Source organism: Xenorhabdus beddingii, assembly GCF_002127545.1.
GTDB lineage: Bacteria > Pseudomonadota > Gammaproteobacteria > Enterobacterales > Enterobacteriaceae > Xenorhabdus > Xenorhabdus beddingii.
This window is the reverse complement of the sequence record NZ_MUBK01000003.1, coordinates 62,674-87,828: the sequence shown is the minus strand read 5'-3', so window position 1 is coordinate 87,828 and position 25,155 is coordinate 62,674. Positions and strand designations below refer to the sequence as shown.

The 25,155-nt window shown below is 44.4% G+C and carries 22 protein-coding genes; 10 read left to right on the top strand and 12 right to left on the bottom strand.

The features are described 5' to 3' along the window. Positions 1 to 5: 5 nt before the first annotated feature. Complete coding sequence (gene ispA, locus Xbed_RS02800; protein WP_086111431.1) at positions 6 to 938, bottom strand: (2E,6E)-farnesyl diphosphate synthase; 933 nt, start codon at positions 936 to 938, stop codon at positions 6 to 8. 4 nt (positions 939 to 942) lie between these two features. Continuing rightward, positions 943 to 1,200: an exodeoxyribonuclease VII small subunit gene (gene xseB, locus Xbed_RS02795; RefSeq protein ID WP_086111430.1), complete on the bottom strand. Its 258-nt coding sequence runs from the start codon at positions 1,198 to 1,200 to the stop codon at positions 943 to 945. 228 nt (positions 1,201 to 1,428) lie between these two features. Between xseB and thiI the strand changes: the two genes are divergently transcribed. Continuing rightward, on the top strand, positions 1,429 to 2,877 hold the full coding sequence (gene thiI, locus Xbed_RS02790; protein ID WP_086111429.1) for a tRNA uracil 4-sulfurtransferase ThiI: 1,449 nt from the start codon (positions 1,429 to 1,431) through the stop codon (positions 2,875 to 2,877). A gap of 74 nt (positions 2,878 to 2,951) precedes the next feature. Here thiI and panE read toward each other — a convergent pair whose 3' ends face one another. Further along, positions 2,952 to 3,866, bottom strand: a complete 915-nt coding sequence (gene panE, locus Xbed_RS02785) for a 2-dehydropantoate 2-reductase (protein WP_086111428.1) — start codon at positions 3,864 to 3,866, stop codon at positions 2,952 to 2,954. Between the two features lie 175 nt (positions 3,867 to 4,041). Between panE and Xbed_RS02780 the strand changes: the two genes are divergently transcribed. Next, positions 4,042 to 4,533 carry a YajQ family cyclic di-GMP-binding protein gene (locus Xbed_RS02780; protein ID WP_086111427.1) on the top strand — a complete coding sequence of 164 codons (492 nt, stop codon included), beginning with the start codon at positions 4,042 to 4,044 and terminating at the stop codon, positions 4,531 to 4,533. Positions 4,534 to 4,693: 160 nt separating this feature from the next. Here Xbed_RS02780 and Xbed_RS02775 read toward each other — a convergent pair whose 3' ends face one another. From Xbed_RS02775 to Xbed_RS02735, 9 genes are all read right to left on the bottom strand, one after another. After that, positions 4,694 to 6,061, bottom strand: coding sequence for an MFS transporter (locus tag Xbed_RS02775; RefSeq protein ID WP_086111562.1), 1,368 nt, complete (start codon positions 6,059 to 6,061; stop codon positions 4,694 to 4,696). Between the two features lie 160 nt (positions 6,062 to 6,221). Further along, positions 6,222 to 7,106 (bottom strand): heme o synthase, encoded by an 885-nt coding sequence (gene cyoE, locus Xbed_RS02770; protein ID WP_086111426.1) that lies wholly within the window; start codon positions 7,104 to 7,106, stop codon positions 6,222 to 6,224. 12 nt (positions 7,107 to 7,118) lie between these two features. Beyond that, entirely contained in the window at positions 7,119 to 7,451 is a 333-nt protein-coding gene (locus Xbed_RS02765) for a cytochrome o ubiquinol oxidase subunit IV (protein WP_086111425.1), read from the bottom strand. Continuing rightward, positions 7,451 to 8,062 carry a cytochrome o ubiquinol oxidase subunit III gene (locus Xbed_RS02760; RefSeq protein WP_086111424.1) on the bottom strand — a complete coding sequence of 204 codons (612 nt, stop codon included), beginning with the start codon at positions 8,060 to 8,062 and terminating at the stop codon, positions 7,451 to 7,453. Before Xbed_RS02760 ends, Xbed_RS02765 begins: the two co-directional genes overlap by 1 nt. Beyond that, entirely contained in the window at positions 8,062 to 10,044 is a 1,983-nt protein-coding gene (gene cyoB, locus Xbed_RS02755; protein ID WP_086111423.1) for a cytochrome o ubiquinol oxidase subunit I, read from the bottom strand. Before cyoB ends, Xbed_RS02760 begins: the two co-directional genes overlap by 1 nt. Positions 10,045 to 10,048: 4 nt before the next feature. Beyond that, on the bottom strand, positions 10,049 to 11,014 hold the full coding sequence (gene cyoA / locus Xbed_RS02750) for a cytochrome o ubiquinol oxidase subunit II (RefSeq protein ID WP_086111422.1): 966 nt from the start codon (positions 11,012 to 11,014) through the stop codon (positions 10,049 to 10,051). Between the two features lie 351 nt (positions 11,015 to 11,365). Further along, positions 11,366 to 12,133, bottom strand: coding sequence for a nucleoside-specific channel-forming Tsx family protein (locus Xbed_RS02745; protein ID WP_086111421.1), 768 nt, complete (start codon positions 12,131 to 12,133; stop codon positions 11,366 to 11,368). A 245-nt stretch (positions 12,134 to 12,378) separates the two neighbouring features. Continuing rightward, a complete protein-coding gene (gene ampG / locus Xbed_RS02740; RefSeq protein ID WP_086111420.1) occupies positions 12,379 to 13,908 on the bottom strand; it encodes a muropeptide MFS transporter AmpG in 1,530 nt (509 codons plus the stop codon). A 71-nt stretch (positions 13,909 to 13,979) separates the two neighbouring features. Continuing rightward, positions 13,980 to 14,567 carry a lipoprotein gene (locus Xbed_RS02735; protein WP_086111419.1) on the bottom strand — a complete coding sequence of 196 codons (588 nt, stop codon included), beginning with the start codon at positions 14,565 to 14,567 and terminating at the stop codon, positions 13,980 to 13,982. A 238-nt stretch (positions 14,568 to 14,805) separates the two neighbouring features. On the opposite strand from Xbed_RS02735, the gene bolA reads away from it, so the two are divergent. The 8 genes from bolA to Xbed_RS02690 all read left to right on the top strand — a co-directional run bounded on the left by bolA (position 14,806) and on the right by Xbed_RS02690 (position 24,936). Continuing rightward, positions 14,806 to 15,129, top strand: a complete 324-nt coding sequence (bolA, locus tag Xbed_RS02730; RefSeq protein WP_086111418.1) for a transcriptional regulator BolA — start codon at positions 14,806 to 14,808, stop codon at positions 15,127 to 15,129. Between the two features lie 398 nt (positions 15,130 to 15,527). Next, positions 15,528 to 16,832 carry a trigger factor gene (gene tig, locus Xbed_RS02720; protein ID WP_086111417.1) on the top strand — a complete coding sequence of 435 codons (1,305 nt, stop codon included), beginning with the start codon at positions 15,528 to 15,530 and terminating at the stop codon, positions 16,830 to 16,832. Positions 16,833 to 17,094: 262 nt separating this feature from the next. Further along, positions 17,095 to 17,718: an ATP-dependent Clp endopeptidase proteolytic subunit ClpP gene (clpP, locus tag Xbed_RS02715; protein ID WP_086111416.1), complete on the top strand. Its 624-nt coding sequence runs from the start codon at positions 17,095 to 17,097 to the stop codon at positions 17,716 to 17,718. A gap of 145 nt (positions 17,719 to 17,863) precedes the next feature. Next, positions 17,864 to 19,135, top strand: a complete 1,272-nt coding sequence (gene clpX / locus Xbed_RS02710; RefSeq protein WP_086111415.1) for an ATP-dependent protease ATP-binding subunit ClpX — start codon at positions 17,864 to 17,866, stop codon at positions 19,133 to 19,135. A gap of 334 nt (positions 19,136 to 19,469) precedes the next feature. Further along, positions 19,470 to 21,824: an endopeptidase La gene (gene lon / locus Xbed_RS02705; RefSeq protein WP_086111414.1), complete on the top strand. Its 2,355-nt coding sequence runs from the start codon at positions 19,470 to 19,472 to the stop codon at positions 21,822 to 21,824. A gap of 240 nt (positions 21,825 to 22,064) precedes the next feature. Beyond that, a complete protein-coding gene (gene hupB, locus Xbed_RS02700) occupies positions 22,065 to 22,340 on the top strand; it encodes a nucleoid-associated protein HU-beta (protein ID WP_208612184.1) in 276 nt (91 codons plus the stop codon). A 174-nt stretch (positions 22,341 to 22,514) separates the two neighbouring features. Next, entirely contained in the window at positions 22,515 to 24,395 is a 1,881-nt protein-coding gene (gene ppiD, locus Xbed_RS02695; RefSeq protein WP_086111412.1) for a peptidylprolyl isomerase, read from the top strand. Between the two features lie 148 nt (positions 24,396 to 24,543). Next, positions 24,544 to 24,936, top strand: coding sequence for a ComEA family DNA-binding protein (locus Xbed_RS02690; RefSeq protein WP_086111411.1), 393 nt, complete (start codon positions 24,544 to 24,546; stop codon positions 24,934 to 24,936). Positions 24,937 to 25,155: the final 219 nt, after the last annotated feature.

Sequence of the window (25,155 nt, the reverse complement as noted above, 5' to 3'; positions counted from 1 at the left end):
ATTTTTTAGCTGTTTCTCTCAATGATAAAACCAGCCAGTTCTTTTAAGGTTGTGGTGTTATACGACAGTTTTTCCAGTGCAGTGAGTGCGGCTATCGCTTCTTCATGCAGATCCCGGGCTTTTTTCTGGGCTTGTTCCAGACCCAATAGGGCAGGGTAGGTACTTTTACCGAGCTGTTGATCGTTGCCCTGACGCTTGCCGATGATTTCAGTATTGCCAATGACATCCAAAATATCATCATGTACCTGAAATGCGAGACCAATGGCTTGGGTATATTGATCCAGTAAAGGCAGCACTTCACGGCCACGTCGCCCCGCACCATAAGCCCCCATTCGCGCGGCGGCACGTATTAATGCGCCCGTTTTATGTCGGTGGATTTGCTCCAGCGAGGCAAGGTCTATCTGTTTACCTTCTGCTTCCAAATCGAGTGATTGCCCACCACACATCCCGGCAAAACCGCTGGCACCGGCCAGTTCAGCGATCATGGCAAGACGGTCGGATAAAGCGACATCCGGCATGTCTTGCGTCGCCAGGATTTCAAAAGCCAATGACTGTAAGGCATCACCCGCCAGAATAGCATGATCCTCACCAAATTTGATGTGGCAGGTGGGTTGACCACGGCGTAAGTCGTCGTTATCCATGGCGGGTAAATCATCATGGATCAATGAATACGCATGGATGCACTCTAATGCGATGGCTGCGGCATCAAGACTCTTTTTCGGCAGGCCAAACATTTCGCCCACACTGTAAATTAAAAATGGGCGCAGCCGTTTCCCTCCCAGTACCGCCCCGTGCTGCATTGCTGCACCTAATGGGCTGTTTAAAAAGGGTAATGAAGAAAATGCTGCCATCAGCCTGTCATTGACATGTTGCTGACAAGCGTGCAATTTTTCTGTAAAAGCGTGCTCTTCAATACGAGTTTTATATTGTTCAGACATAAATTCACTCAGTATCGGACGAAAATTCATCAAGTGGCGATTGTGCGTCATGACTCAATAAAATTTGCACTCGTTGCTCCGCCTGCTGGAGAGTTTTCTGCCCCTGTCTTGCAAGTTGAATTCCGCGTTCAAATTCATTCAACGCATCTTCTAATGGGAGATCCCCGGATTCCAGCCGAATAACAATTTCTTCCAGCTCTTTCAGAGAGGTCTCAAATACTGGCGTCTGTTCGGTTTTTGATGTTTGATTTGCTTTAGACATAATGACTTAACGTATGGTTATTTAACGAATTACAGCAAAGCAAGTTCGTTACGGAATTGCAGAATACCCTACTACACCACGAAAAATAAATCATGCGTTACCGCTGTTTTTTTACAGTCGATATAGCGAGATGATGTTATACTCTGCACCCTATCCAACTGAACACTTAAGAACCATCATTGGTATTGTTTGTGATAGTTCAACATTGAATGACTACTATATCTTACTATGAAGTTTATCATTAAATTATTCCCTGAAATTACGATCAAGAGCCAGACTGTCCGCTTACGCTTCATTAAAATTCTTGCCAGCAATATCCGTAATGTGCTGAAAACCTTCGGAGAAGGGATTGCTGTTGTTCGTCACTGGGATAATATCGAAGTTCGGGTGAAAAATGATGATCTCGGCGCAGAAATTTGTGATGCACTAACCCGCATTCCGGGTATCCACCATATCCTGCAAGTCGAAGAACGCGATTTTCGTGACTTACATCATATCTTTGAACAAACCTACGAAACATACGGCCACTTATTGCCCGGCAAAACGTTCTGTGTTCGAGTCAAACGCCGTGGCAAACACAGTTTTACGTCCAATGAAGTAGAACGCTATGTGGGTGGTGGGCTGAACCAGCATGTTGAATCCGCTAAAGTTAAGTTGACCCATCCAGATGTAACCGTCAATTTGGAAGTTGATCAGGACACATTAATTCTGGTTAAAGCGCGGCATGAAGGGATCGGCGGCTTCCCCATTGGTACCCAGGAAGATGTGCTGTCGCTCATTTCTGGTGGATTTGATTCCGGCGTTTCCAGTTATATGTTGATGCGTCGTGGTTGCCGTGTGCATTACTGCTTCTTTAATCTTGGGGGTTCTGCCCATGAAATTGGGGTGAAACAGGTTGCTCATTATTTATGGAACCGGTTTGGCAGTTCCCATAAGGTGCGTTTTGTCGCTGTCGATTTTGAACCTGTGGTTGCAGAAATTCTGGAAAAGGTTGAAGACGGCCAAATGGGCGTTGTGCTGAAAAGAATGATGGTCAGGGCGGCGTCAAAAGTTGCTGAGCGTTACGGTGTGCAAGCGATAGTCACGGGGGAAGCGTTGGGGCAGGTTTCCAGCCAAACCTTGACCAATTTGCGGTTGATTGACAATGCCTCAGATACGTTGATCCTTCGCCCTCTGATTTCTCATGATAAAGAGCACATCATTAAATTGGCGCGTGAAATTGGCACCGAAGATTTCGCTCGTACCATGCCAGAATTTTGTGGCGTGATTTCAAAAAGCCCAACCGTGAAAGCGGTTAAGGCCAAAATTGAAGCAGAAGAAAACAATTTTGACTTTGAGATCTTAGAGCGGGTTGTCAGTGAGGCTCAGAATCTGGATATCCGTCAGATTGCAGAACAAAGCAGTGAGCAAGTGGTGGAAGTGGAAATGGTGACAGAGTTTTCCGCCAATGACGTGTTGCTGGATATCCGTTCCCCGGATGAGCAGGATGATCGCCCATTAAGCATGGACAATATTGAGATTCAGCGATTGCCTTTTTACAAGCTGAGTACCCAATTTGGTGATTTGCCGAAGGAAAAAACCTATTTGCTTTATTGTGAGCGTGGTGTGATGAGCCGTTTACAGGCACTTTACCTGCGTGAACAAGGTTTCGAAAACGTGAAAGTGTATCGGCCTTAATTTGAAATCAAGACTGTCGGGCTGCTTATTATAGAACATGTCCTGTAAGCAGCCCGTGCAGGAAAATGATTTCTTCACTGCCATGAGTCAGGCAAATAAGGGCTGAGGCGCTCATATTCTCCCTCCTTGTGCTTAATATAATGATAAACAGCCGTATTTTCTGTGACTGACAGGCCGTATATACGGGCGCGGCGCAGCAGGAAGCCGGTGATGTAGTCTATTTCTGTATGTCGTTGTGTACGTATATCTTGCAGCATGGATGAGTAATTTTCGGCAGTTTGCTCAATCACATCCATGACGTAATCCATCAGTGTCTGTCTGGTTGTATGGACACCATCCAGTTCCATGACTTGGTGAATTTCAGCGCATAATAACCGAATGTGTGCCAGATGGTGTTGTAATTCACCATTTTTGCAATCATACATGACGGTGAGTGGATTAATGACACAATTGACGGCCAGTTTCATCCAACTGATGGAGTGTATTTCATTATGCCACGCCACATCGGGAAGTGCATGGTGTAAAATATCAGCTAATATACTGAATTTGCTGGATTTAACGGTCAGGGGGCCAATGTGCGTTATACCTTGCGATTTATGATAAACAATGCCATTTTCCCGATAGGCGCCATGAGTGGTAACACCCAGTAAAAGGGGATTAGGGAAAGATAAGAATTCTTCCTGCGTACCCATGCCATTGTGTAATAACAAGATGGGACAATGAGGAGAAAGTTTCTCTGCAAGGTGATTAATGGCATCAGAAACCTGCCATGCTTTTAAACAAACGAGAAGTAACTCACTTTCAGCGAGGTGTTTTTCATCATTAGCCGGAAATTGCTGATTAAATGTTTTACCCTTGAAGTTTTCAATCCGGACAGAAAAAAGAGGTTGTGGAACCCTTAGCCACCCCTGAATACTGTGATTCTGTTGGGATAGGGCGGCAAGCCACAGTTTGCCTATAGCGCCACAGCCAAGCACGGTTATTTTCATGTTTCTTCCTTGAGGGACGCAGTCATGGGGGAACCTCGGTTTTAGATTTAACGCTAGCTGACCTCGAAACAGGACAAATTCCAAAAGATCGCTAAACTCCCCGAGTATAGATCTTTTGCCAATAATGGAAAGCGGTTATCATGCCGATTTGTTGATTAGTCGGAGGTGACGGGTAATGCCATCATTTGATATTGTTTCAGAAGTTGATATGCAGGAAGTGCGTAACGCGGTAGAAAACGCACAGAGGGAGTTAACCAATCGCTGGGATTTCCGCAACGTCAACGCGAGTTTTGAATTAAACGAAAAGAACGAATCCGTTAAAATTGCGAGCGAATCTGATTTTCAGGTAAACCAATTAGTCGATATTCTGCGTGAAAAGTTTGCAAAACGCGGAATTGATGGTTCCGTACTCAATGTTCCTGAAAATAGGGTTCACAGTGGTAAAACGTACAGTGTAGAAGCAACGATGCTGCAAGGTATTGATACGCCGCTGGCGAAGAAAATTGTGAAACTGATTAAAGACAGTAAGCTGAAAGTACAAGCCCAGATCCAGGGTGAACAAGTGCGGGTAACGGGCAAAGCCCGTGACGATCTACAAAGCGTAATGGCATTGGTGCGTGGCGCAGAGTTAGGGCAGCCTTTCCAGTTTACGAATTTCCGCGACTAATTGCCGTTTTGCATAAGATAATAATGCATTATTTCTGTGACGGGATATCAGCTTAAGGGTTTACTGAATAAATAAAAAAAGTACGGTGTGTAATAACACTGTACTTTTTTATTAAACATACCGTGGGTGGAAAACCCCATTTTGTCATGCAGGTAGCAAATTATTCATGGGACAAAACAATCTGCTCTAATTGTTGGCGGTTGGTCAGTTTGGTATCGACTTTGACATAAGCGCTAAGCTCTTCTGCTGCAATGACGACATCTTTTACGCCATTTTGTGCCAATATCTTTTCCTCCAGACTCTCCGGGTTACGTAATGGCTCAGGCAAAACGAGCCTGATGCTGCTGACATATGGAGGCTGCCGCAATGTGAGGCTGATAATGAACCAGAGTGCCGTCAGCGCGATGCCTCCCATAAATACCAGTGATGCACCTTGAAGTTCGTAGAGCATTCCGCCAAGGCCGCCCCCTAAAGCAACCCCAAGGAATTGGCTGGTAGAGTAAACGCCCATGGCTGTGCCTTTGTAACCTGCCGGCGCTTCTTTGCTGATAAGTGAAGGCAAAATGGCCTCCATAATATTGAATGCCAGAAAGAAGATCTGGATGCCGGCAAAGATCCCCCAAAGATGGGCTCCCTGCGACCATAAGACGACTTCAGCAATGAATAGCATACCGATGCAAAGTAAGAATACTTGCTTCATGCGGCGTTTGGTTTCCGCATAAATAATAAAAGGCAGAACGGCAACGAAAGAAATAAGGGTAGTAATTAAATAGACTTTCCAGTGTTGTTGCGGAGGAAAACCTACTTTTTCCATGATGAGGGGCAGGGCAACAAAACTCGACATTAATAAAGTATGCAGGCTAAGAATGCCAAAATTGAGTTTTAGTAGCTGAGGATCAGAGAGTACGCGCTTGAAACTGCCTCGAGCGAACCCGGACTCGCGATTCAACACATGCTTATGTGTATTAGGTACGGCGAACAGTGTGATTAAAATTGCGCAACCAGCAAGGACAGCGATTGCGGCAAATAGGCCATTTAAGCCGATGTGGTGGGTGATAATAGGGCCTGCGACAATAGCAAAGGCGAATGTAATGCCAAAGCTAATACCAATAAATGCCATTGCCTTTGTGCGATTTTGTTCACGAGTCAGATCTGAAAGTAATGCCATGATAGCGGCGGATATTGCCCCTGTGCCTTGTAAGGCTCGCCCAATGATTATGCCCCAAATAGAATCACTGAGTGCGGCAATAATACTGCCTAATACAAAAATGAGTAGCCCGCCAATGATTAAGGGTTTCCTGCCAATCTTGTCTGAAAGTAACCCAAATGGGATTTGGAATATTGCTTGGGTTAATCCGTAGATGCCAATGGCAATTCCAATGAGGGCTTCGGTTGAATCATGTAACTCTAAGCCATAGGTCGTCAAAACAGGTAGAACCATGAACATGCCTAACATGCGCAAAGAGAAAACGGAACCTAAGCCCCATGTCGCCCGAAGTTCAAGCGGAGTCATTTTATTATCGTTCATGGATACCTCAAAAAATCTGATATGACATTTCATTTGGGGGAGAGCAAACGAAAAAGCCGCGTTTGTAACCGAATAACGTTTGTAATTGAATAAACTGTTATGGAATAACGAGATAAAAGGAAAGGGAAAAGATGACAGGGGATACCCTGTCATCTAAATATTACCAGACGTAAGCCAGTAAGTTTTCTGGAGATGCCGATGAATCTACAGACATCATGACGCTTAATGACATGATAGCGACGATAGAAAACACAAATAACCGGCGGGCCCAAAGACGATCATCAGAGGTTTTATAACCGGATAATGCCATACCCAGCCACCAGATACTCACTGCGGCGGCTACGATGAGATATTTATAACCCGCATAACCACTGATAGTCAGCATCAAAGTGGCAACCATAAAGGCCAGAATATACAGAGTGATGTGGTTTTTCGCGACGGAAATACCTTTGATCACCGGCAATACTGGGATGTTGGCCGCTTGATAATCTTTGAACCGAAAAATAGCAATGGCGTAAGAGTGGGGCATTTGCCACAAGCTGAAGATCAACAATAAAATCAACGCGCCTGTATCAAAATGTCCCGCTACTGCACAGTAACCAATCACAGGAGGTGCTGCGCCTGACAAGCTACCAACCAGCGTGCCATAAACAGATTTTCTTTTCATGTAGAGGCTATAAACCCCAACATAAATGATAAACCCAATGAGAGCTAACTGCATTGCTAAGGCATTGGCTGCTACATAGAGCAGCACTATGCCAGCAATACCTAACACTGAGGCGTAAATCAGGCTGATTTTCGGATCGATAAGCCCTTTCACAAGGACCCTTTCTTTTGTTCTTTCCATGATACGGTCGATATCGCGGTCGATATAGTTGTTGAATACACAACCTGATGCTACCACCAGCGATACCCCGACCATGGTTGCAAAGAACAAGGGGTAATCTATGACGCCCTTAGAAGCGAGTAGAAAACCACCAATCGCAGAAATTAGATTCCCGAAAATAATTCCTGGTTTGGTCACTTGCAGGTATTGCTTAATCATTTAAATCAACCCTTAATCAACCATCATATTGATGTTCAGGTTGTACATAATCCACAAGGAGCCAACAACAACAATAGCGATGACCAGTAATGTGAATATTAAGGCAATTAAGTTCCAACGCTCTTCAGACGATGTATTCATGTGCAGGAAGCAGATGAAATGAACAAAAATCTGAATGACAGCCATAGCGATTACGGTCACCAGGATTGTGCTGGGTGAAGCCGTGCCATCCATCACCATCCAGAATGGGATCACGGTCAGTATGACTGACAGAACAAAACCAATCATATAGGTTTTGAAGCTACCGTGGCTGGCGCCGGAATGAGAAGTATTTGGATGACTCATTACATCGCTCCCATCAGATAAACGACAGTAAATACACAGATCCATACCACGTCAAGGAAGTGCCAGAACAGGCTCAGGCAGTTCAGACGGGTACGGTTCACGTCAGTCAGGCCACGGCGTGAAACCTGAATTATCAGGATAACAATCCAAATCAGGCCGAAGGTAACGTGTAATCCGTGAGTCGCAACCAGTGCAAAGAAAGAAGACAGGAATGCACTGTGGTCAGGGCCAAAGCCTTCTGAAATCAGTTTATGGAATTCATAAACTTCCATTGACACGAAGCCAAGGCCAAACAGGAAGGTAATGAACAGCCACAGGTTAACCTGAGACGCTTTACCTTTGTTCATGCACAGCATGGCGAAACCATAGGTAATACTACTGAATAGCAGCAGGAAGGTTTCTACCAGGACAAAATCCAGTTCAAAAATATCTTTACCAGACGGGCCACCCGCAGTGCCATTGGCTAACACTGCGTAGGTAGCAAACAGACTTGCAAACAGAACCAAGTCACTCATCAGGTAGATCCAGAAGCCGAATACTTTGTTGGCTCCTGTATCGTGATGCCCATGAGTGTCATGGGCGGCTGTGTTGTTCAGGGTTTGAGTCGACATTATTTCACACCTGCCTTTCTCAGTTCTTCGTAACGCTGATTTTCAACTTTCTCGACTTCAGCTACAGGAACGTAGTAATCAACGTCTTCGTCAAAGCTTTTCACGATGCAGCTAATGATGATGCCAGCAAAACTTGCAATAGCCATCCACCAGATATGCCAGATCAAAGCAAAGCCTAAGGTCAGACAGAAAGCACTGATGATCACACCTGCGGCGGTATTTTTAGGCATATGAATTTCTTCATATTTCGCAGGACGCTTATATTCAATGCCTTTCTCTTTCATATCCCACCACGCATCACGGGTCTGAATGTGTGGAACTTCAGCAAAGTTATAGAATGGAGGAGGAGATGAAGTTGACCATTCCAGAGTACGGGCACCCCACGGGTCACCGGTCAAATCGCGGTTTTGGTCACGGTCACGGATACTGACATAGAACTGGATAACCTGACACAGAATACCCAAGGCGATTAAGACAACGCCACCTGCTGCAACAACCAGCAGTGGGTGGAATTCTGGGTTGATATCCTGACTCAGACGACGGGTCATACCCATGAAGCCCAGCGCGTACAGTGGCATAAAGGCAACGAAGAAACCCGTGATCCAGAACCAGAATGCGCGGACACCCCATTTTTCATTCAGCGTGAAGCCGAATGCTTTCGGGAACCAGTAAGTAGTACCTGCGAAGCAGCCGAAGACGACACCACCGATGATGACGTTATGGAAGTGGGCAATCAGGAACAGGCTGTTATGCAGGACGAAGTTTGCACCTGGTACTGCCAGCAGAACTCCCGTCATACCACCAATGGAGAAAGTCACCAAGAAACCGACAGTCCACAGCATTGGGGTTTTGAATTCAATACGACCACGGTACATGGTGAACAGCCAGTTGAAGATCTTAACCCCGGTTGGGATGGAGATAATCATCGTGGCGATACCAAAGAAGGCGTTGACATTCGCGCCGGAACCCATGGTAAAGAAGTGGTGCAACCATACGATGAACGACAGGACGGTAATAACGATGGTCGCCCACACCAGTGAGGTATAACCAAACAGGCGCTTTTTCGAGAAGGTTGCGGTGACTTCAGAGAAGATACCAAAGACAGGCAGAACCAGAATGTAAACTTCAGGGTGACCCCAAGCCCAAATCAGGTTGATGTACATCATCATGTTGCCGCCCATATCGTTGGTAAAGAAATGGGTGCCCAGATAGCGATCCAGAGTTAACAGTGCAATCGTGACTGTCAGGATTGGGAACGCGGCAATAATCAGTACGTTGGTACACAATGAAGCCCATGTAAAGACAGGGAGTTTCATCATGGACATGCCTGGTGCGCGCATGCGCAGGATGGTCACGAAGAAGTTAACCCCCGTCAGCAAAGTACCCACACCGGAGAGCTGAAGGCTCCATATCCAGTAATCGACACCGACTCCCGGATTGTACTCCAGACCGGATAGAGGCGGGTATGCCAACCAACCTGTTTGTGCAAACTCGCCAACCCCCAGAGAGAGGTTGATCAGTGCAACACCGACAACAAATAACCAGAAACTTAATGAGTTCAAGAATGGGAATGCAACGTCGCGGGCACCGATTTGCAGAGGAACAACAATGTTCATCAGGCCGACAACGAAAGGCATCGCCATGAAGAAGATCATGATAACGCCGTGGGCGGTAAAGATCTGATCATAATGGTGCGGGGGCAGGAAGCCTGCTTCGCCAGCGGAAGCAAGGGCTTGCTGTCCACGCATCATAATGGCGTCAGCGAAACCACGAAGCATCATCACCATCGCAACAACGATGTACATGACACCAATTTTCTTATGGTCAACGCTGGTTAACCATTCACTCCAGAGCCATTTCCATTTACGGAAATAAGTTAGGGAACCAACAACGACCAGCCCCCCAAGCAGGATCCCCAACAATGTCACCACAATAATGGGTTCATGTAATGGGATCGCATCCAGTGTTAATTTTCCCCACATGCCTTTATTCCTCAACACCTGAATGAGCCGGCTGACTCATATTCATATTATGACCCGCAGCTTCACCATGTTCTGTTTTGCCATGACCTGCCATACCATGCATACCACCATGGCCCATGTCACCCATGAATTTGGCGATAGTTTCTTGGAACAGTTTTGGTTTCACGCTTGAGAAGTATTCAACGGGATTGTTTTGGCTAGGTTTAGCCAAGCCATTGAATGCTTGCACGGTATCCAGGGTTTTAGGTGATGCTTTTACTTTCTGCACCCACTCTTCAAAACCTGCCCGATCATCAGTTGCCGTTGCAGTGAATTTCATGCCTGAGAAGCCATGACCACTGTAACTCGCTGAGAATCCATCGTATTTACCCGCAGAGTTAGCAATTAAGTGCAGTTTTGTCTGCATGCCTGCCATGGCATAAATCTGACCACCCAACTGTGGGATGAAGAAAGAGTTCATCACAGAGTCTGAGGTGATTTTGAAGTTAATTGGCACATCTTTAGGGAATACAATTTCGTTTACGGTTGCAATACCCTGTTCCGGATAGATAAACAGCCATTTCCAGTCAAGGGAAATCACTTCTATTGTCACCGGTTTTACATCACTGTCCAATGGCTTGTATGGATCGAGTTCATGAGTTGTTTTCCATGTAATCGTCGCCAAGATAATGATAATCAGGATAGGCACAGTCCAAACGACAAGCTCAATTTTATTTGAGTGTGCCCAGTTTGGACGATAAGTTGCAGATTTATTGGCTTCCCGGTAACGTAAGGCAAAGACGATTGCCATTACAATTGCCGGAATAACAACGATCAGCATCAGGCCAAACGCTGTCAGAATCAGCGTTTTTTGTTCAACGCCGATCGCCCCTTTGGGATTCATCAATACCATATCGCAACCACTTAGCATTAAAGTGGCTGCGAGTAGTGACGATAACCCAATAGTTTTTTTGTATTTCATAAGTCTCATTGAGCGACCCCAGATAACAAAAGCTTTATTGTCGTTTCATCAGTGGGGGCATTCTACGGTAAGGTTACCGGAGTGTAAACAATTGTAATAGAAGCAAGTTGGCTTGTAGGCTTTTTATGTTAGAGAGATCACATGTGGTATGAGATTTAACAAAACGTTAATTTCGGATGGTTATCTTCACCAAGGAATCAAAATGGATAATTATTTTAGATTAAGATGCTATTTTTTAAAAGAAAAAATTGGCGAAAACCAAAGGGGAAATTCCGTAAATACAGGTTATGAATAATGGGATAACCCCTGTTTATTGGTCTTAATGAGCAGCCAGAGGCTGCCCATGTGTTAAATTAATCCCTAGAAGTTATATTTTACACTGTAAACAATAGCATCCTGCCAGAAATCTTCGCCCAATTTGTTATCTGCATAACGGTACTGAACGCCAGTTGTAAAGGAAGGATGTGGAGTCCACCACAGTGCGATAGCGCCATTGATACCATCGCGTCCGCCGTTACCGTAGCGTTTATTGCGGTTCAGTTCAATTTCATTCCAGTTTGTAACGCTGAATTTTTGTTCCCAAAGGTTGAAATCGTACCCTGCAACCCAGCCTGCCACATAACCGTTATTGCCTGAGTAGAAAGTTTGGTCAACATAGTGCAGTGCGACGAAAGGCTTGAACCACACTCCTGCAAGACTGGTATTGTAGCCCAGTCCGTAGAGTGTGTTGACTTCGTGGAAGTTTCCGCCATTCGCTTTACCGGGTAATGAATAGACGCCATAGACGTGACCATAGAGGTTGAAACCCGTATCACCCAAATAGAAGCGGCCTGTTGTTTTGAAAGCATAACGTTGGTTATCACCTGGCTGGGCCGTTTTGCTGTTAAATGGATTTTCTAAATCAGCGAAACCATATAGTTCTCCCCAACTAAAGCCTGCTCCACCTTCCAGTTCCATATAAGCAAAATCGTCTTTATGCGAAGTTTTTCCGGTTTTTTGGGTGGTATGTTTATTCCAGTCAAGGTAGTTCATGCTGACATCAGCAAATCCCCACTGGTATTCCGCGCAGGCTGAAGCAGAAACCAAGGCAGTAGCAACAGCGGAGAGAGTCAAAATATGTCTTTTCATAAATTCCCTTTATATGGTTTTAAAGTGGTTAATGATATTTCGAATAGTACGAAATAAAATACGTTCAAATAATAATATTTGTTAGTTTGAATATAAATATTAACGTTCCGAAAAAGATGTCTCTCAAGTCACATAATGGTGTTTTTTTGTTTTATTTGTGAAGTTTGTCACTAAATAAATCAACAGAAGACTGAACTTTGTTAGCCTTCTGTTGTACGAGATGGGGTAATAACTAGGGGAACTGGCTAAGCGAGGTGAGTTTTTCTCAGGGCCAGATAATCCAGAATTCCGCCCAAAATCAGACCAAAAACGCCGAGAGCCACACTCCATGACAACATAGGCGATATCAGATCATTAATATGGTGAATATTAAGGAAATAAACCTGAAAAGCTAACGGTAAGTAAATCACCAGATGGCCTGCAAGGAATATCAGGATGCTGAGGATTAGCCAAGCGACAAAGATAAGAACAGCGCATAGGATGGCAATAAAGGTTAATCGGTAATAGTTACCAAAGAGTGTTCGCGGCATAAAGTCGTCATGCTCTTCAGTATAAGCCAGTGTCTTACGGCAGACGAGCAACAGTGCCAGTCCCGGCAATCCGATAACCACTGAGAACAGGTAAAACATGGGCCAGCCGTGTGCTTCTGCAAACCATCCTGCTACGGGGCCAACATACACCCGACCAACAGCCGACAATGCAGAGAGCAAAGCGAACTGGGTTGCCGAGAATGATTTATTGCACAGGCTCATCAGCAGTGCGACAAATGCCGCAGTTCCCATACCACCACAGATATTTTCCAGAAAAATGGCCGCTCCCATGGCATAGATATCCTTAGGCGTCACGGCAAGTATCCAATACCCGAAATTTGAAACGGTTTGCAGAATGCCAAATATCATCAGTGCACGGAACAGGCTCAACTTATGCATCAAATAACCACCGTACAATGCACCGACAATGGTTGCGGCGAGTCCGAAGGTTTTATTGATCATACCGACTTCCGCCGGATTGAAACCAACACCACGAATAAGGAACGGAGTGCTGAGTGAGAGCGCAAAAGCATCTGCCATTTTGTACAGGACAATCAACAGCAGGATAAGCCAGGCATTGTTTCGATTGAAAAAGTCATATAATGGCTGGAGTACGGCTTGACGCAAGGTTTTTGGCGGGGCTGCACTGATTTCTGGCTCTTTGGCGGTGAGAGTGGCATAAACACCAATCAACATCATGCCGGCCATAACCCAATACATATTTTGCCAGCCAATATAGAGGGTCAGCAGCAAGGCTAATCCACCAGAAGTCAGCATAGCTATCCGATAGCCCAATACGGAAATTGCGGCACCTGACCCTCGTTCTTCCTGCGGCAGCAAGTCGGTTTTATAGGCATCAAAAATAATATCTTGGGAAGCTGAGAAGAAGGCAACGGCAACCGCCAATGCAGCGAGCCACCATAAATGCTGGGATGGCTGCAGGAATCCCATCGCAGCAATACTGACGATCAATAAAAGTTGCGTTATGAGCATCCATCCCCGTCGACGCCCCAAAAATGAGGGGGAATATCGATCCATTGCGGGTGCCCAGAGAAATTTAAAAACATAGGCTTGACCAACCAGAGTGAAAAAACCGATAGTTCGTATATCGACATTTTCGACAGTCATCCATGCTTGTAACGTTCCTGCTGTGAGTGCAAGAGGCAGCCCTGAGGCAAAGCCCAATAATAGAAGGGTTCGATAGTTGCGTAGTGCAGATAAGTTTAAATAACGGTGGTTAGTCATGAGCCTCCCAAAAACTTTCTGCGCAGCATCTCATTTTTAAGAATTAGGCAGAAAGTTTATTTATTATCCGGTTAGCGGACGTTTTGTTTGATGAAGGTGCTGATTGAAGAATCCTGAGCCATGTCTGCGATCACGTCAGATAAGACCGTATTGACTGCGTCAGCAATTTTTGCGTTTGTTGCACTCAACGGCCCTTGGACATTGTAGCTAGTGCGATAGTTTTTAATCTGTTTACTGCCATCTTGGGCATAAACAATAATGGAGATCTCCGCTTTTGCTGCAATATCATGACGCAGACTGCCCTCTTTTACGTCGGCATAGAGCTGATTCACAATGACTTGCAAATTGGCATTGGAGGGAGAGCCAATCATATAGCCGCGAGCAACCATTTGCTTTTCTAGTGCTTCTTGAAGTAAAAAGCGTAAATCGCGGGAAGGCATTAACGTGACTAATCGTGCATCGCGATTAATTTGGGCCAGGGCTTGAGATTGACGATGGTCGGCCCCACTAATACTGAGTGTAATCGCTTTCATGGTTGGATCTGCCGATGGCAGAGTGATTTTGGGCTGAATGGCGAGTGTATTACCTGAGTTTGCACAGCCAGATAAGCCGGCTAAAAAGAAAAGCGCGATCAATGGAATAAATATTTTCTTTAGCATTTGGGTTTTCTCAATTCAAGATTCGGGTATCCGACAGATTAATACAGTAGTATAAACTGCCGTAATCATAGCATCGCCATGAATAACGGCATATCCCTGATGATGGAAACTCAAAGGGAATACCCTAAAGAAATTCTGTTAAAGAGATCGGGTTATCCCTGATGCTATAAGTAACGGGAAATAATCTAGAGTCAATGATGTGGTTGATAAATAACCTTTGGTGGTTGAGGAGAATGAGATGGTTCGTCAGGAAATAGAAACAAAATTACGGGCGGCATTTAAGCCTTCTCATCTGGAAGTGATTGATGAAAGTTATCGTCACAACGTACCGGCAGGTTCTGAAAGTCATTTTAAAATCATTGTGATAAGCAATGAATTCGTTGAACAAAGGATGCTCAGTCGTCATCGCTCAGTATATAGTGTTCTGGCTAAGGAGCTGGAAGAGGGGGTGCATGCTTTGGCGCTTCATACTTATACAGAAAAGGAATGGGCCGAATTGGGCGACACTGTTTTGGCTTCTCCTGCGTGTCGCGGCGGAAATACAACGACATCAAATTTATAATTTTGCGTGCTAATCCAATAGCCTGTCAGGTTTTATTATTAATAATCTAGGTTTAATTTTAGATGGCAGCTTTCGGGCTGCATTTTTGTTTATAGCCATATTTTTGCTTAGATAATAATTGCATAAACACTATTGTGATGTCGTCATTGAGCAACATTTATCACATAAGTCAACAAATCATGCATGCTTTTGTCTGCAATTCTCGACTCATACTGTCTGCGTCGCTATAATGCTGCGTCTAAATTTTTAGAATGGTTTCGGGACGCTTCTGATCACAGGGATTCTCGGTTTTTAAATGCGACCGCCCCGGTTCTTAAAGAGTGCTGCAATCAGCTTGTGTTAGGTATTGCAGCCATTCTGAAGTTGACCGAGCACTATGATTTTTTTGAGGTAACAAGATGCAAGTTTCTGTTGAAACCACTCAAGGCCTTGGGCGTCGTGTGTCAATCACCGTTCCTGCTGCCGATATCGAAAAAGCAGTTAGCAGTGAATTGGTTAATGTAGCAAAGAAAGTCCGTATTGATGGCTTCCGTAAGGGTAAAGTGCCAATGAAGGTTGTTCAGCAGCGTTATGGCGCTTCTGTCCTTCAGGATGTTCTGGGTGATCTGATGCAGCGTAATTTCATCAATGCAATCATTGAGCACAAAATCAATCCAGCAGGCGCACCAAGCTACAAACCTGAACAGTTTAAAGAAGGCGAAGACTTCACTTATGCCGTTGAGTTTGAAGTTTATCCAGAAATTGAACTGAAAGGTCTGGAAGAAATTGAAGTTGAAAAACCTGTCGTTGCAGTTAACGATGCAGATGTTGACACCATGCTGGATACTCTGCGTAAGCAGCAGGCCAGTTGGAAAGACACTGACGAAGCAGCAACTGCGGAAGATCGTGTCACTGTTGATTTCACCGGCTCTGTCGATGGTGAAGAGTTTGAAGGTGGTAAATCCACAGATTTCGTTCTGGCGATGGGCCAGGGTCGTATGATCCCAGGTTTTGAAGACGGTATCGTTGGTCACAAAGCGGGTGAAGAATTCACCATCGATGTGACTTTCCCAGAAGATTACCACGCAGAAAACCTGAAAGGTAAAGCGGCTAAGTTCGTCATCAATCTGAAGAAAATTGAACAGCGTGAACTGCCAGAGCTGACCGAAGAGTTCATCAAGCGTTTTGGTATTGCGGATACGACTGTTGAAGGTCTGCGTGCTGAAATTCGTAAGAACATGGAACGTGAACTGAAAAATGCCGTTCGTGATCGCATCAAAACTCAGGTTCTTGATGGTCTGGTTAACGCTAACGAAATTGACGTTCCTGCTGCGGTTGTTGATGGTGAAATTGATGTACTGCGCCGTCAGGCTGCCCAGCGTTTTGGCGGCAATGAAAAACAGGCTCTGGAACTGCCGCGTGAACTGTTCGAAGAACAGGCAAAACGTCGCGTTGTTGTTGGCTTGCTGTTAGGTGAAGTTATCAGCAGCAATGAGCTGAAAGTCGAAGAAGATCGTGTTAATACACTGATCGAAGAGATGGCTGCTGCTTACGAAGATCCAAAAGAAGTTGTTGAATACTACGGCAAAAACAAAGAATTGATGAACAGCATTCGCAATATGGCTCTGGAAGAGCAGGCTGTTGAACTCGTTCTGAGTAAAGCTAAAGTTTCTGAAAAAGAAACTGGTTTCAATGAGCTTATGAACCAAAATCAACTGGCATAAGTTTCATTTATTGATTGCCTGAGATGATGAAATCTCACTCTCAATAAAGTAAACCCGCAGGCTCTGCTTGCGGGTTTTTTTTATTTTTCTTGAAAAAAACAGATTTAACCTCATATCCTTTCTTACTATTATGTAAGAGCTTACTACTTTTTAGAGGGGGAAAAACCCCTTGTTAGTTAACTTTGGATCATGGTCATCATCGCTTATCTCAAGTAGAATCAGTTATGAATGGCACCAGCGTGAGTTCTATTAGGAGACGGAAATGTCATACAGTGGCAAGCAAGATCAATATGCACCTAACATGTCTTTGGTGCCGATGGTGGTTGAACAAACAGCACGTGGGGAGCGCGCATTTGATATTTACTCCCGCTTATTAAAAGATCGTATTATTTTTCTGACTGGGCCAGTTGAAGATCATATGGCGAACTTGGTTGCTGCCCAAATGTTATTCTTGGAAGCAGAAAACCCAGAAAAAGATATTCATTTATATATCAACTCTCCGGGTGGGGTTATTACGGCTGGCATGTCTATTTACGACACGATGCAATTTATCAAGCCGGATGTGAGTACCATTTGTATGGGGCAGGCCTGCTCAATGGGAGCATTTTTGTTGACTGCTGGGGCAAAAGGCAAGCGTTTCTGTCTGCCGAATTCCAGGGTTATGATTCACCAGCCATTAGGTGGTTTCCAAGGACAGGCGACGGATATTGAAATCCATGCACAAGAAATACTCAAGGTTAAAGCTCGTATGAACGAATTGATGGCAAAACATACTGGGAAATCCCTTGATAAGATCGCTGAAGATACAGAACGTGATCGTTTCCTATCAGCCTCAGAAGCCGTAGAATACGGACTGGTTGATAGTGTATTCACCCAGCGCAACTAATTTATTGACAATTACTTTATTACTCCGATGCTGCTCCTTTCAGGGCGCTTCTTTATGTTGACGTTAAACCGGGCGGAGTAATAACAGCGTTTTTTCTGTTATGCCAGATAAACTGGGATAACAGTTCATAAAGTGAGGTTGACTGATGACAGATAAGCGCAAAGACGGTTCAGGAAAGCTGCTGTATTGCTCTTTCTGCGGAAAAAGCCAACATGAAGTCCGGAAATTAATCGCCGGCCCGTCAGTGTATATCTGCGATGAATGTGTCGATTTATGTAATGATATCATTCGCGAAGAAATTAAAGAGCTGGTACCACATCGTGAGCGTAGCGCATTACCTACCCCTCATGAAATTCGTCAACATCTGGATGATTATGTCATTGGTCAGGAAACGGCGAAAAAAGTGTTAGCAGTGGCTGTCTATAACCATTACAAGAGACTACGTAATGGGGACAGCAATAATGGTGTGGAATTAGGCAAAAGCAATATCTTGCTCATTGGCCCGACAGGAAGCGGTAAAACCCTGCTGGCTGAGACACTTGCCCGCTATTTGGATGTTCCGTTTACTATGGCTGACGCCACGACATTGACTGAAGCGGGTTATGTTGGGGAAGACGTAGAAAATATTATCCAGAAACTTCTGCAAAAATGTGACTACGACGTGCAGAAAGCACAGCGTGGTATCGTGTATATTGATGAAATAGATAAAATTTCCCGTAAATCTGACAACCCTTCGATTACCCGTGATGTATCGGGTGAAGGGGTTCAGCAGGCGTTGTTGAAACTGATAGAGGGCACTGTGGCAGCGGTTCCACCTCAGGGTGGTCGTAAACATCCACAACAGGAGTTTTTGCAGGTTGATACTTCCAAAATCCTGTTTATTTGTGGTGGTGCGTTTGCCGGTCTGGATAAAGTTGTCAGCCAGCGTTTGAATATCAGTTCAGGTATTGGTTTTAGTGCTACAGTTAAAGGCGAATCTGAGAAAGCAACAGAAGGTGAATTGCTGTCTCAGGTTGAACCGGGAGATTTAATCAAATTTGGTTTAATTCCTGAATTCATTGGCCGTCTGCCGGTCTTGGCAACATTGACTGAACTCAATGAAGAAGCACTGATTGAGATCCTACAAGAGCCAAAAAATGCGCTGACCAAACAGTATCAGGCTCTGTTTAATCTTGAAGGTGTTGAACTGGAGTTCAGAAAAGAAGCGTTGACTGCCATCGCGAAAAAGGCAATGGCACGTAAAACCGGCGCCCGTGGTCTTCGTTCAATTGTTGAAGGTGTTTTGCTGGACACAATGTATGACCTGCCATCAATGGAACATATCGAGAAAGTGGTCGTTGATGAAGCGGTTGTCGAAGAGAAATCCGCACCATTATTGATATATAGCAAGCCGGATGCCCAAGTTTCTGGTGAGTGAAGAAAATAGGGTAGGAAATACCGATTATCAATACGCATTGAAAAAATACAAATGAGGGATTTTCCCTCATTTTGTTTTTTGCAGATATAGGCTATTGAATGTCAGATTCTTGTCCCCATATATTTTGTATTCTTTGAAGTGAAACTCGTGAAAACCGTGTTTCACGAGATTCCTAAAAACTGGCGAAAGCTGTACCCAATAGATTTCGAGTTGCTTCGCGACGGCAAGTAAATGAATCCCCAGAAGCGTAGCTAACGATGTGACTGGGGTGAGTGAGCGCAGCTAACAAGGAGGCAACTTGAAAAGTGAAGGGTATAAACGAAGAGAGAGCTCTATGAATCCTGAGCGTTCCGAACGCATAGAAATCCCTGTATTGCCTTTGCGCGATGTAGTGGTTTACCCACATATGGTGATCCCTCTGTTTGTTGGGCGTGAGAAGTCGATTCATTGCCTGGAAGCAGCAATGGATCATGACAAACAGGTCATGTTGGTCGCGCAAAAAGAAGCATCCACTGACGAACCGGGAGTCAATGATCTTTTCTCCGTAGGTACAGTGGCTTCTGTTTTACAGATGCTGAAACTACCAGATGGCACAGTAAAAGTTCTGGTTGAAGGTTTACAGCGTGCTCGCATTACTACGTTGACGGACAATGGCGAGTATTTTTATGCGCAAGTTGAATATTTTGAATCTCCTGATGTTGATGAACGTGAACAAGAAGTTCTGGTAAGAACAGCGATCAATCAGTTTGAAGGTTATGTCAAACTGAACAAAAAGATCCCGCCGGAAGTATTGACATCGTTGCACAGTATTGAAGATGCAGCAAAGTTGGCTGATACCATTACTGCGCACATGCCTTTGAAAATCAATGACAAACAGGCTGTTCTAGAAATGACTGATGTTGTTGAGCGCATTGAATATCTGATTGCAATGATGGAATCAGAGATCGATCTTCTACAGGTAGAAAAACGTATCCGTAACCGCGTTAAAAAACAGATGGAAAAAAGCCAGCGCGAGTACTACCTGAATGAGCAAATGAAAGCGATCCAGAAAGAATTGGGTGAGATGGATGATGCACCTGATGAATATGAGACGCTAAAGCGCAAAATCGAAGAGGCGAAAATGCCTAAAGAGGCGCGCGAAAGAGCAGAAGCTGAATTGCAGAAATTAAAAATGATGTCTCCAATGTCGGCTGAAGCAACAGTTGTTCGTGGTTATATTGACTGGATGGTACAAATTCCTTGGGTTGCGCGTAGCAAGGTCAAAAAAGATCTGGTGAAAGCTCAGGAAGTGCTGGATATAGACCATTATGGTTTGGAGCGCGTCAAAGAGCGTATTCTTGAATATCTCGCAGTACAAAGCCGTATTAACAAGATTAAGGGACCAATACTCTGTCTGGTCGGGCCTCCAGGCGTGGGTAAAACCTCATTGGGACGCTCCATTGCACGCGCAACCGGGCGCAAATACGTGCGTATGGCATTGGGAGGCGTGCATGATGAAGGAGAAATCCGTGGGCACCGCCGTACCTATATTGGTTCCATGCCGGGCAAATTAATTCAGAAAATGTCCAAAATCGGCGTGAAAAACCCGCTGTTCCTATTGGATGAAATTGACAAAATGTCATCTGACATGCGCGGTGATCCGGCTTCAGCATTGTTGGAAGTCCTTGATCCTGAACAAAACGTAGCATTTAGCGATCATTACCTTGAAGTCGATTACGATCTGTCTGATGTTATGTTTGTGGCAACGTCTAACTCCATGAATATCCCTGCTCCCCTGCTGGATCGTATGGAAGTCATTCGCCTGTCGGGTTACACCGAAGATGAAAAACTGAATATTGCCAAGCGTCATCTTCTGCCAAAACAGATCGAGCGCAACGCCCTGAAAAAAGGCGAATTAACCATTGATGATGGTGCCATTATCGGCATTATCCGTTACTACACCCGTGAGGCTGGCGTTCGTAGTCTGGAACGTGAAATCTCTAAATTGTGTCGTAAGGCCGTGAAAGCATTGTTGATGGATAAGAAGATCAAGCACATTGAAATCAACGCGGATAACCTGAAAGATTATCTGGGAGTACAGCGGGTCGATTACGGTCGTGCTGATACAGAAAACCGGGTTGGTCAGGTAACCGGTCTTGCATGGACAGAAGTCGGTGGCGATCTGCTGACGATTGAAACAGCCAGTGTGCCAGGTAAAGGTAAATTGACCTATACTGGCTCATTGGGTGAAGTTATGCAGGAATCCATTCAGGCGGCATTGACTGTTGTTCGGGCTCGTGCTGATAAACTGGGCATCAGCCCTGATTTTCATGAAAAACGTGATATTCACGTGCATGTACCTGAAGGGGCGACGCCGAAAGATGGTCCGAGTGCGGGGATTGCCATGTGCACCGCATTGGTTTCTTGTCTGACAGGTAACCCGGTTCGTGCTGATGTGGCTATGACGGGTGAAATTACGTTACGCGGTTTAGTCCTGCCAATTGGTGGCCTGAAGGAAAAACTGCTGGCCGCTCACCGTGGGGGAATTAAAACCGTCATCATTCCAGATGAAAATAAACGTGATTTGGAAGAGATCCCACAGAACGTCATTCAAGATTTGGAAATCCATCCCGTTAAGCGTATAGAAGATATTTTAGCTATAGCTTTGCAGAAACCTGCATTTGGTGCAGAAGTAGTATCACTAAAATAGTACAAAAATAGTGAGCTAACTCAAGAAGTGTATATAAAATTTCGGTTGGCAAGTGAATTGAGACTTGCCAGCCTTTTTTTGTGTCATTAAGTTAGTCTAGTCTAATTATCCGATTAAATATTTTGCTGTTCCATGATTTCTTGCTAATACTGGAAAGGATTGATATGACGGAACGACGGTTGTGTTGTCCGTTATAAATCGGTTTTTGTCATATAGTAAAACTAAATGGGGATGATAAGAGTGAATAAATCACAACTGATCGACAAAATTGTTGCTGATGTGAATATTTCCAAGGCAGCAGCCGGACGTGTAGTAGATGCATTCATTTCTTCAGTATCTGATGCATTGAAAGACGGTGATGATGTCGCTTTGGTAGGGTTCGGTACGTTTACTGTGCGTGAGCGCGCAGCCCGTACGGGACGTAACCCTCAGACAGGCAAGGAAATCAAGATTGCAGCAGCAAAAGTCCCTGCTTTCCGCGCGGGAAAGGGACTGAAAGATGCTGTCAACGGTTAATGAGTAGGATACCTGCTCCTCGTTTTTGCCTGGCAGTAAACTTAAACTGACTAGGCAATGTTGATAGGCTAGAATATAAGCGCATCAATCAATTGGTGCGCTTTTTTTCTCTTAGCGTCTGAATTGTCGTAATATGACAGTTTCTTTTTCACTAAAGCGGAGTTTTACGTCTTTATGATGGACAACCTACGCACGGCGGCAAACGGTCCTGTGCTTAAAATTGTGTTGGCTCTAATTATCCTGACTTTTCTGGTAACAGGTGTCACAGGCTACCTGTCGAGCGAAAGTGGTAGTTATGCTGCCAAAGTGAATGGCCAAACCATTAGTCGTGCTCAGCTAGAGCAAGCATTTCAGCGAGAGAAAAATGCTATGCAGGAGAGGCTGGGAGATGAATTTTCAACTTTGTTGAGTAATGAACAGGCCGTACAGCAGTTTCGGCGTAACTCATTAAATCAACTGGTCGATATCACCTTGATTGAACAATACGCACGTAAGTTGGGGTTATCAGCGAGTGATGAGCAGGTTGCACAGGAAATACGTAACCTGCCTTTTCTTAGAACCGATGACAAATTTGATAACAAGAAATATCAGGATTATTTGGACTTGCTTGCTCGCTCAAACATGAGTCCTGACGTCTTTGCTGAGCAGATTCGCCAAGAGCTTATTAATCGTCAATTAAGGCAAATATTGATAAATTCGGAAATCGCGTTACCGACTGAAGTCAAACAGGAAGCCGCGCTTCGTTTTCAAGAAAGAACCGTGCGCCTTGCAACTCTTGAATTGAAATCAATAGAAGCGCAGCAAAAAGTCACCGATGAAGAGCTGAAAAACTACTATGACGCGAACAGTAAAAATTTCGCTGTGCCAGAGAAAGTGAAAATCAGCTATATCAAGATGGATGCTGCGGATGAACTGAAAAATGTCACCGTATCTGATGCGGATATTGAAAAATATTATAACGACAACCTGTCGAAATACACCAAATCTGAACAGAAGAAGTACAGTTTTATTCAATTGGCCTCAGATTCGGCGGCTAAATCGGTTTTGGATGAATTAAATAAAGGGGCTGAATTCAGTCAATTAGCATCAGAAAAATCGACAGATAAATTTTCTGCTCAAAAAGGAGGGGATCTCGGCTGGATGGAAGAGAATTCTCTGCCTAATGAGATTAAAACCGCTAATTTGACCCAGAAAGGGCAGCTTTCTAATGTCGTCAAGTTATCCAATGGATATGCGATTTTCCGTTTGGACGATATCAAACCTCAGGTTGTCAAGCCATTGGAAGATCTCCGTTCGGAGATAGAAAAAATCGTTAAGCAGGAAAAAGCGGTTGATGCGTTTTTCTCTTTACAGAGAAAAGTCAGTGATGCGGCAGCTAATGATAATGAGTCTTTGGCGGCAGCAGAAAAAGCCGCCGGTTATCAGGCTGTGACGACTGACTGGTTTGATCGTGATCATGTGCCTGCTGATATTAACTTCAGCCAAGTTGTTCAGGCTATTTTCTCTGGCAATTTGCTTGATGATAAAGGATCAACCGGCATTAACTCTGATGTCATTTCGGTTGAGGGTGACAGAGCCTTTATTGTGCGTGTTGACGATGTTAAACCTGAAACCGTTCAGCCATTCGAACAAGCTAAAACTGAAATCGCTGAACTGGTGAAGCGCCAGAAAGCGGAAAAACAGCTTCAGGTTGAGAGTGAAAAATTACTGGCTGCCTTGAAAGAAGGTAAGGGTGAGCAGGCATTGGAAGCTGCGGGAATCCAGTTTGCCCAACCTACCGTGGTTCAACGCATGGGACAAACTAATCAGGCTACCGATATGGCATTCACTTTACCTCATCCTAAAGAGGGTAAGGTTGAATATGGTTTAGCCCAAGATGAACTAGGTAACGCAGTATTGATCCAGTTGGATAAAGTGACTCCAGGCTCTATTACCGATGAGCAGCTCAAACAATATACAACGAATTATCAGTATCAAACAGGTAATAACATGATGGAATCACTCATCATTAATTTGCGTGATAATGCTGATATTAAGTTTGGTCAAATCGAATAAAATTGTGAAGTCACTCGCAGCTATTTGTGCAAAATAGCAATTGAAAAAGGCCACTTTCGTGGCCTTTCGCATATTTAAATCTTACCTATTGCCCAGAAAAATTATTATGGCAATCTCTCCCTCGTCAACAAAACATGGAGAGATTTATATGAAATATGTAAGGATATTATTCAACTCACTCATGATGGCTGTGTGTATCAACATATCGTTAGCTCACGCCAGCACAGTGAATGAATCGACTGATAAGATAGTGAAACAACCCATTAGCCAGAATCAAAAGGCCATTGAAAACAATGGCTCGCAGCAAGAAGGTAAGCAAATTTCAAGCCAGCAAATATCAAAGGAAGGCACCCTTAACATCAATACTGCAAGTGCCGAAGAGTTGGCGAAAGAGCTTAATGGTGTTGGGACTAAAAAAGCACAGGCGATTATTGAATATCGTGAAAAATATGGTCCGTTTACGGCAATAGAACAATTGCAGGAAGTTCAAGGTATCGGGCCTATGCTTATAGAAAAGAATCGAAATAAATTAACTTACTGAGTATGAAGCCCTCTTGTAATGCCATAGTTATTTTTACATATACCCAATGGAGTTCAAGAAAGATGTAGCCAACAAAACGGCAACGTGAAAGACGACGGGTGTAGCAAACTTACCAAGAGGGCTGTGATACCGATCAATAATAATTCATTAAACGCTATTGTAATTAAATTGTTTTGCTATTGTTAATCATTATCTGGTCGGATGAGTGGAGAGGAATAA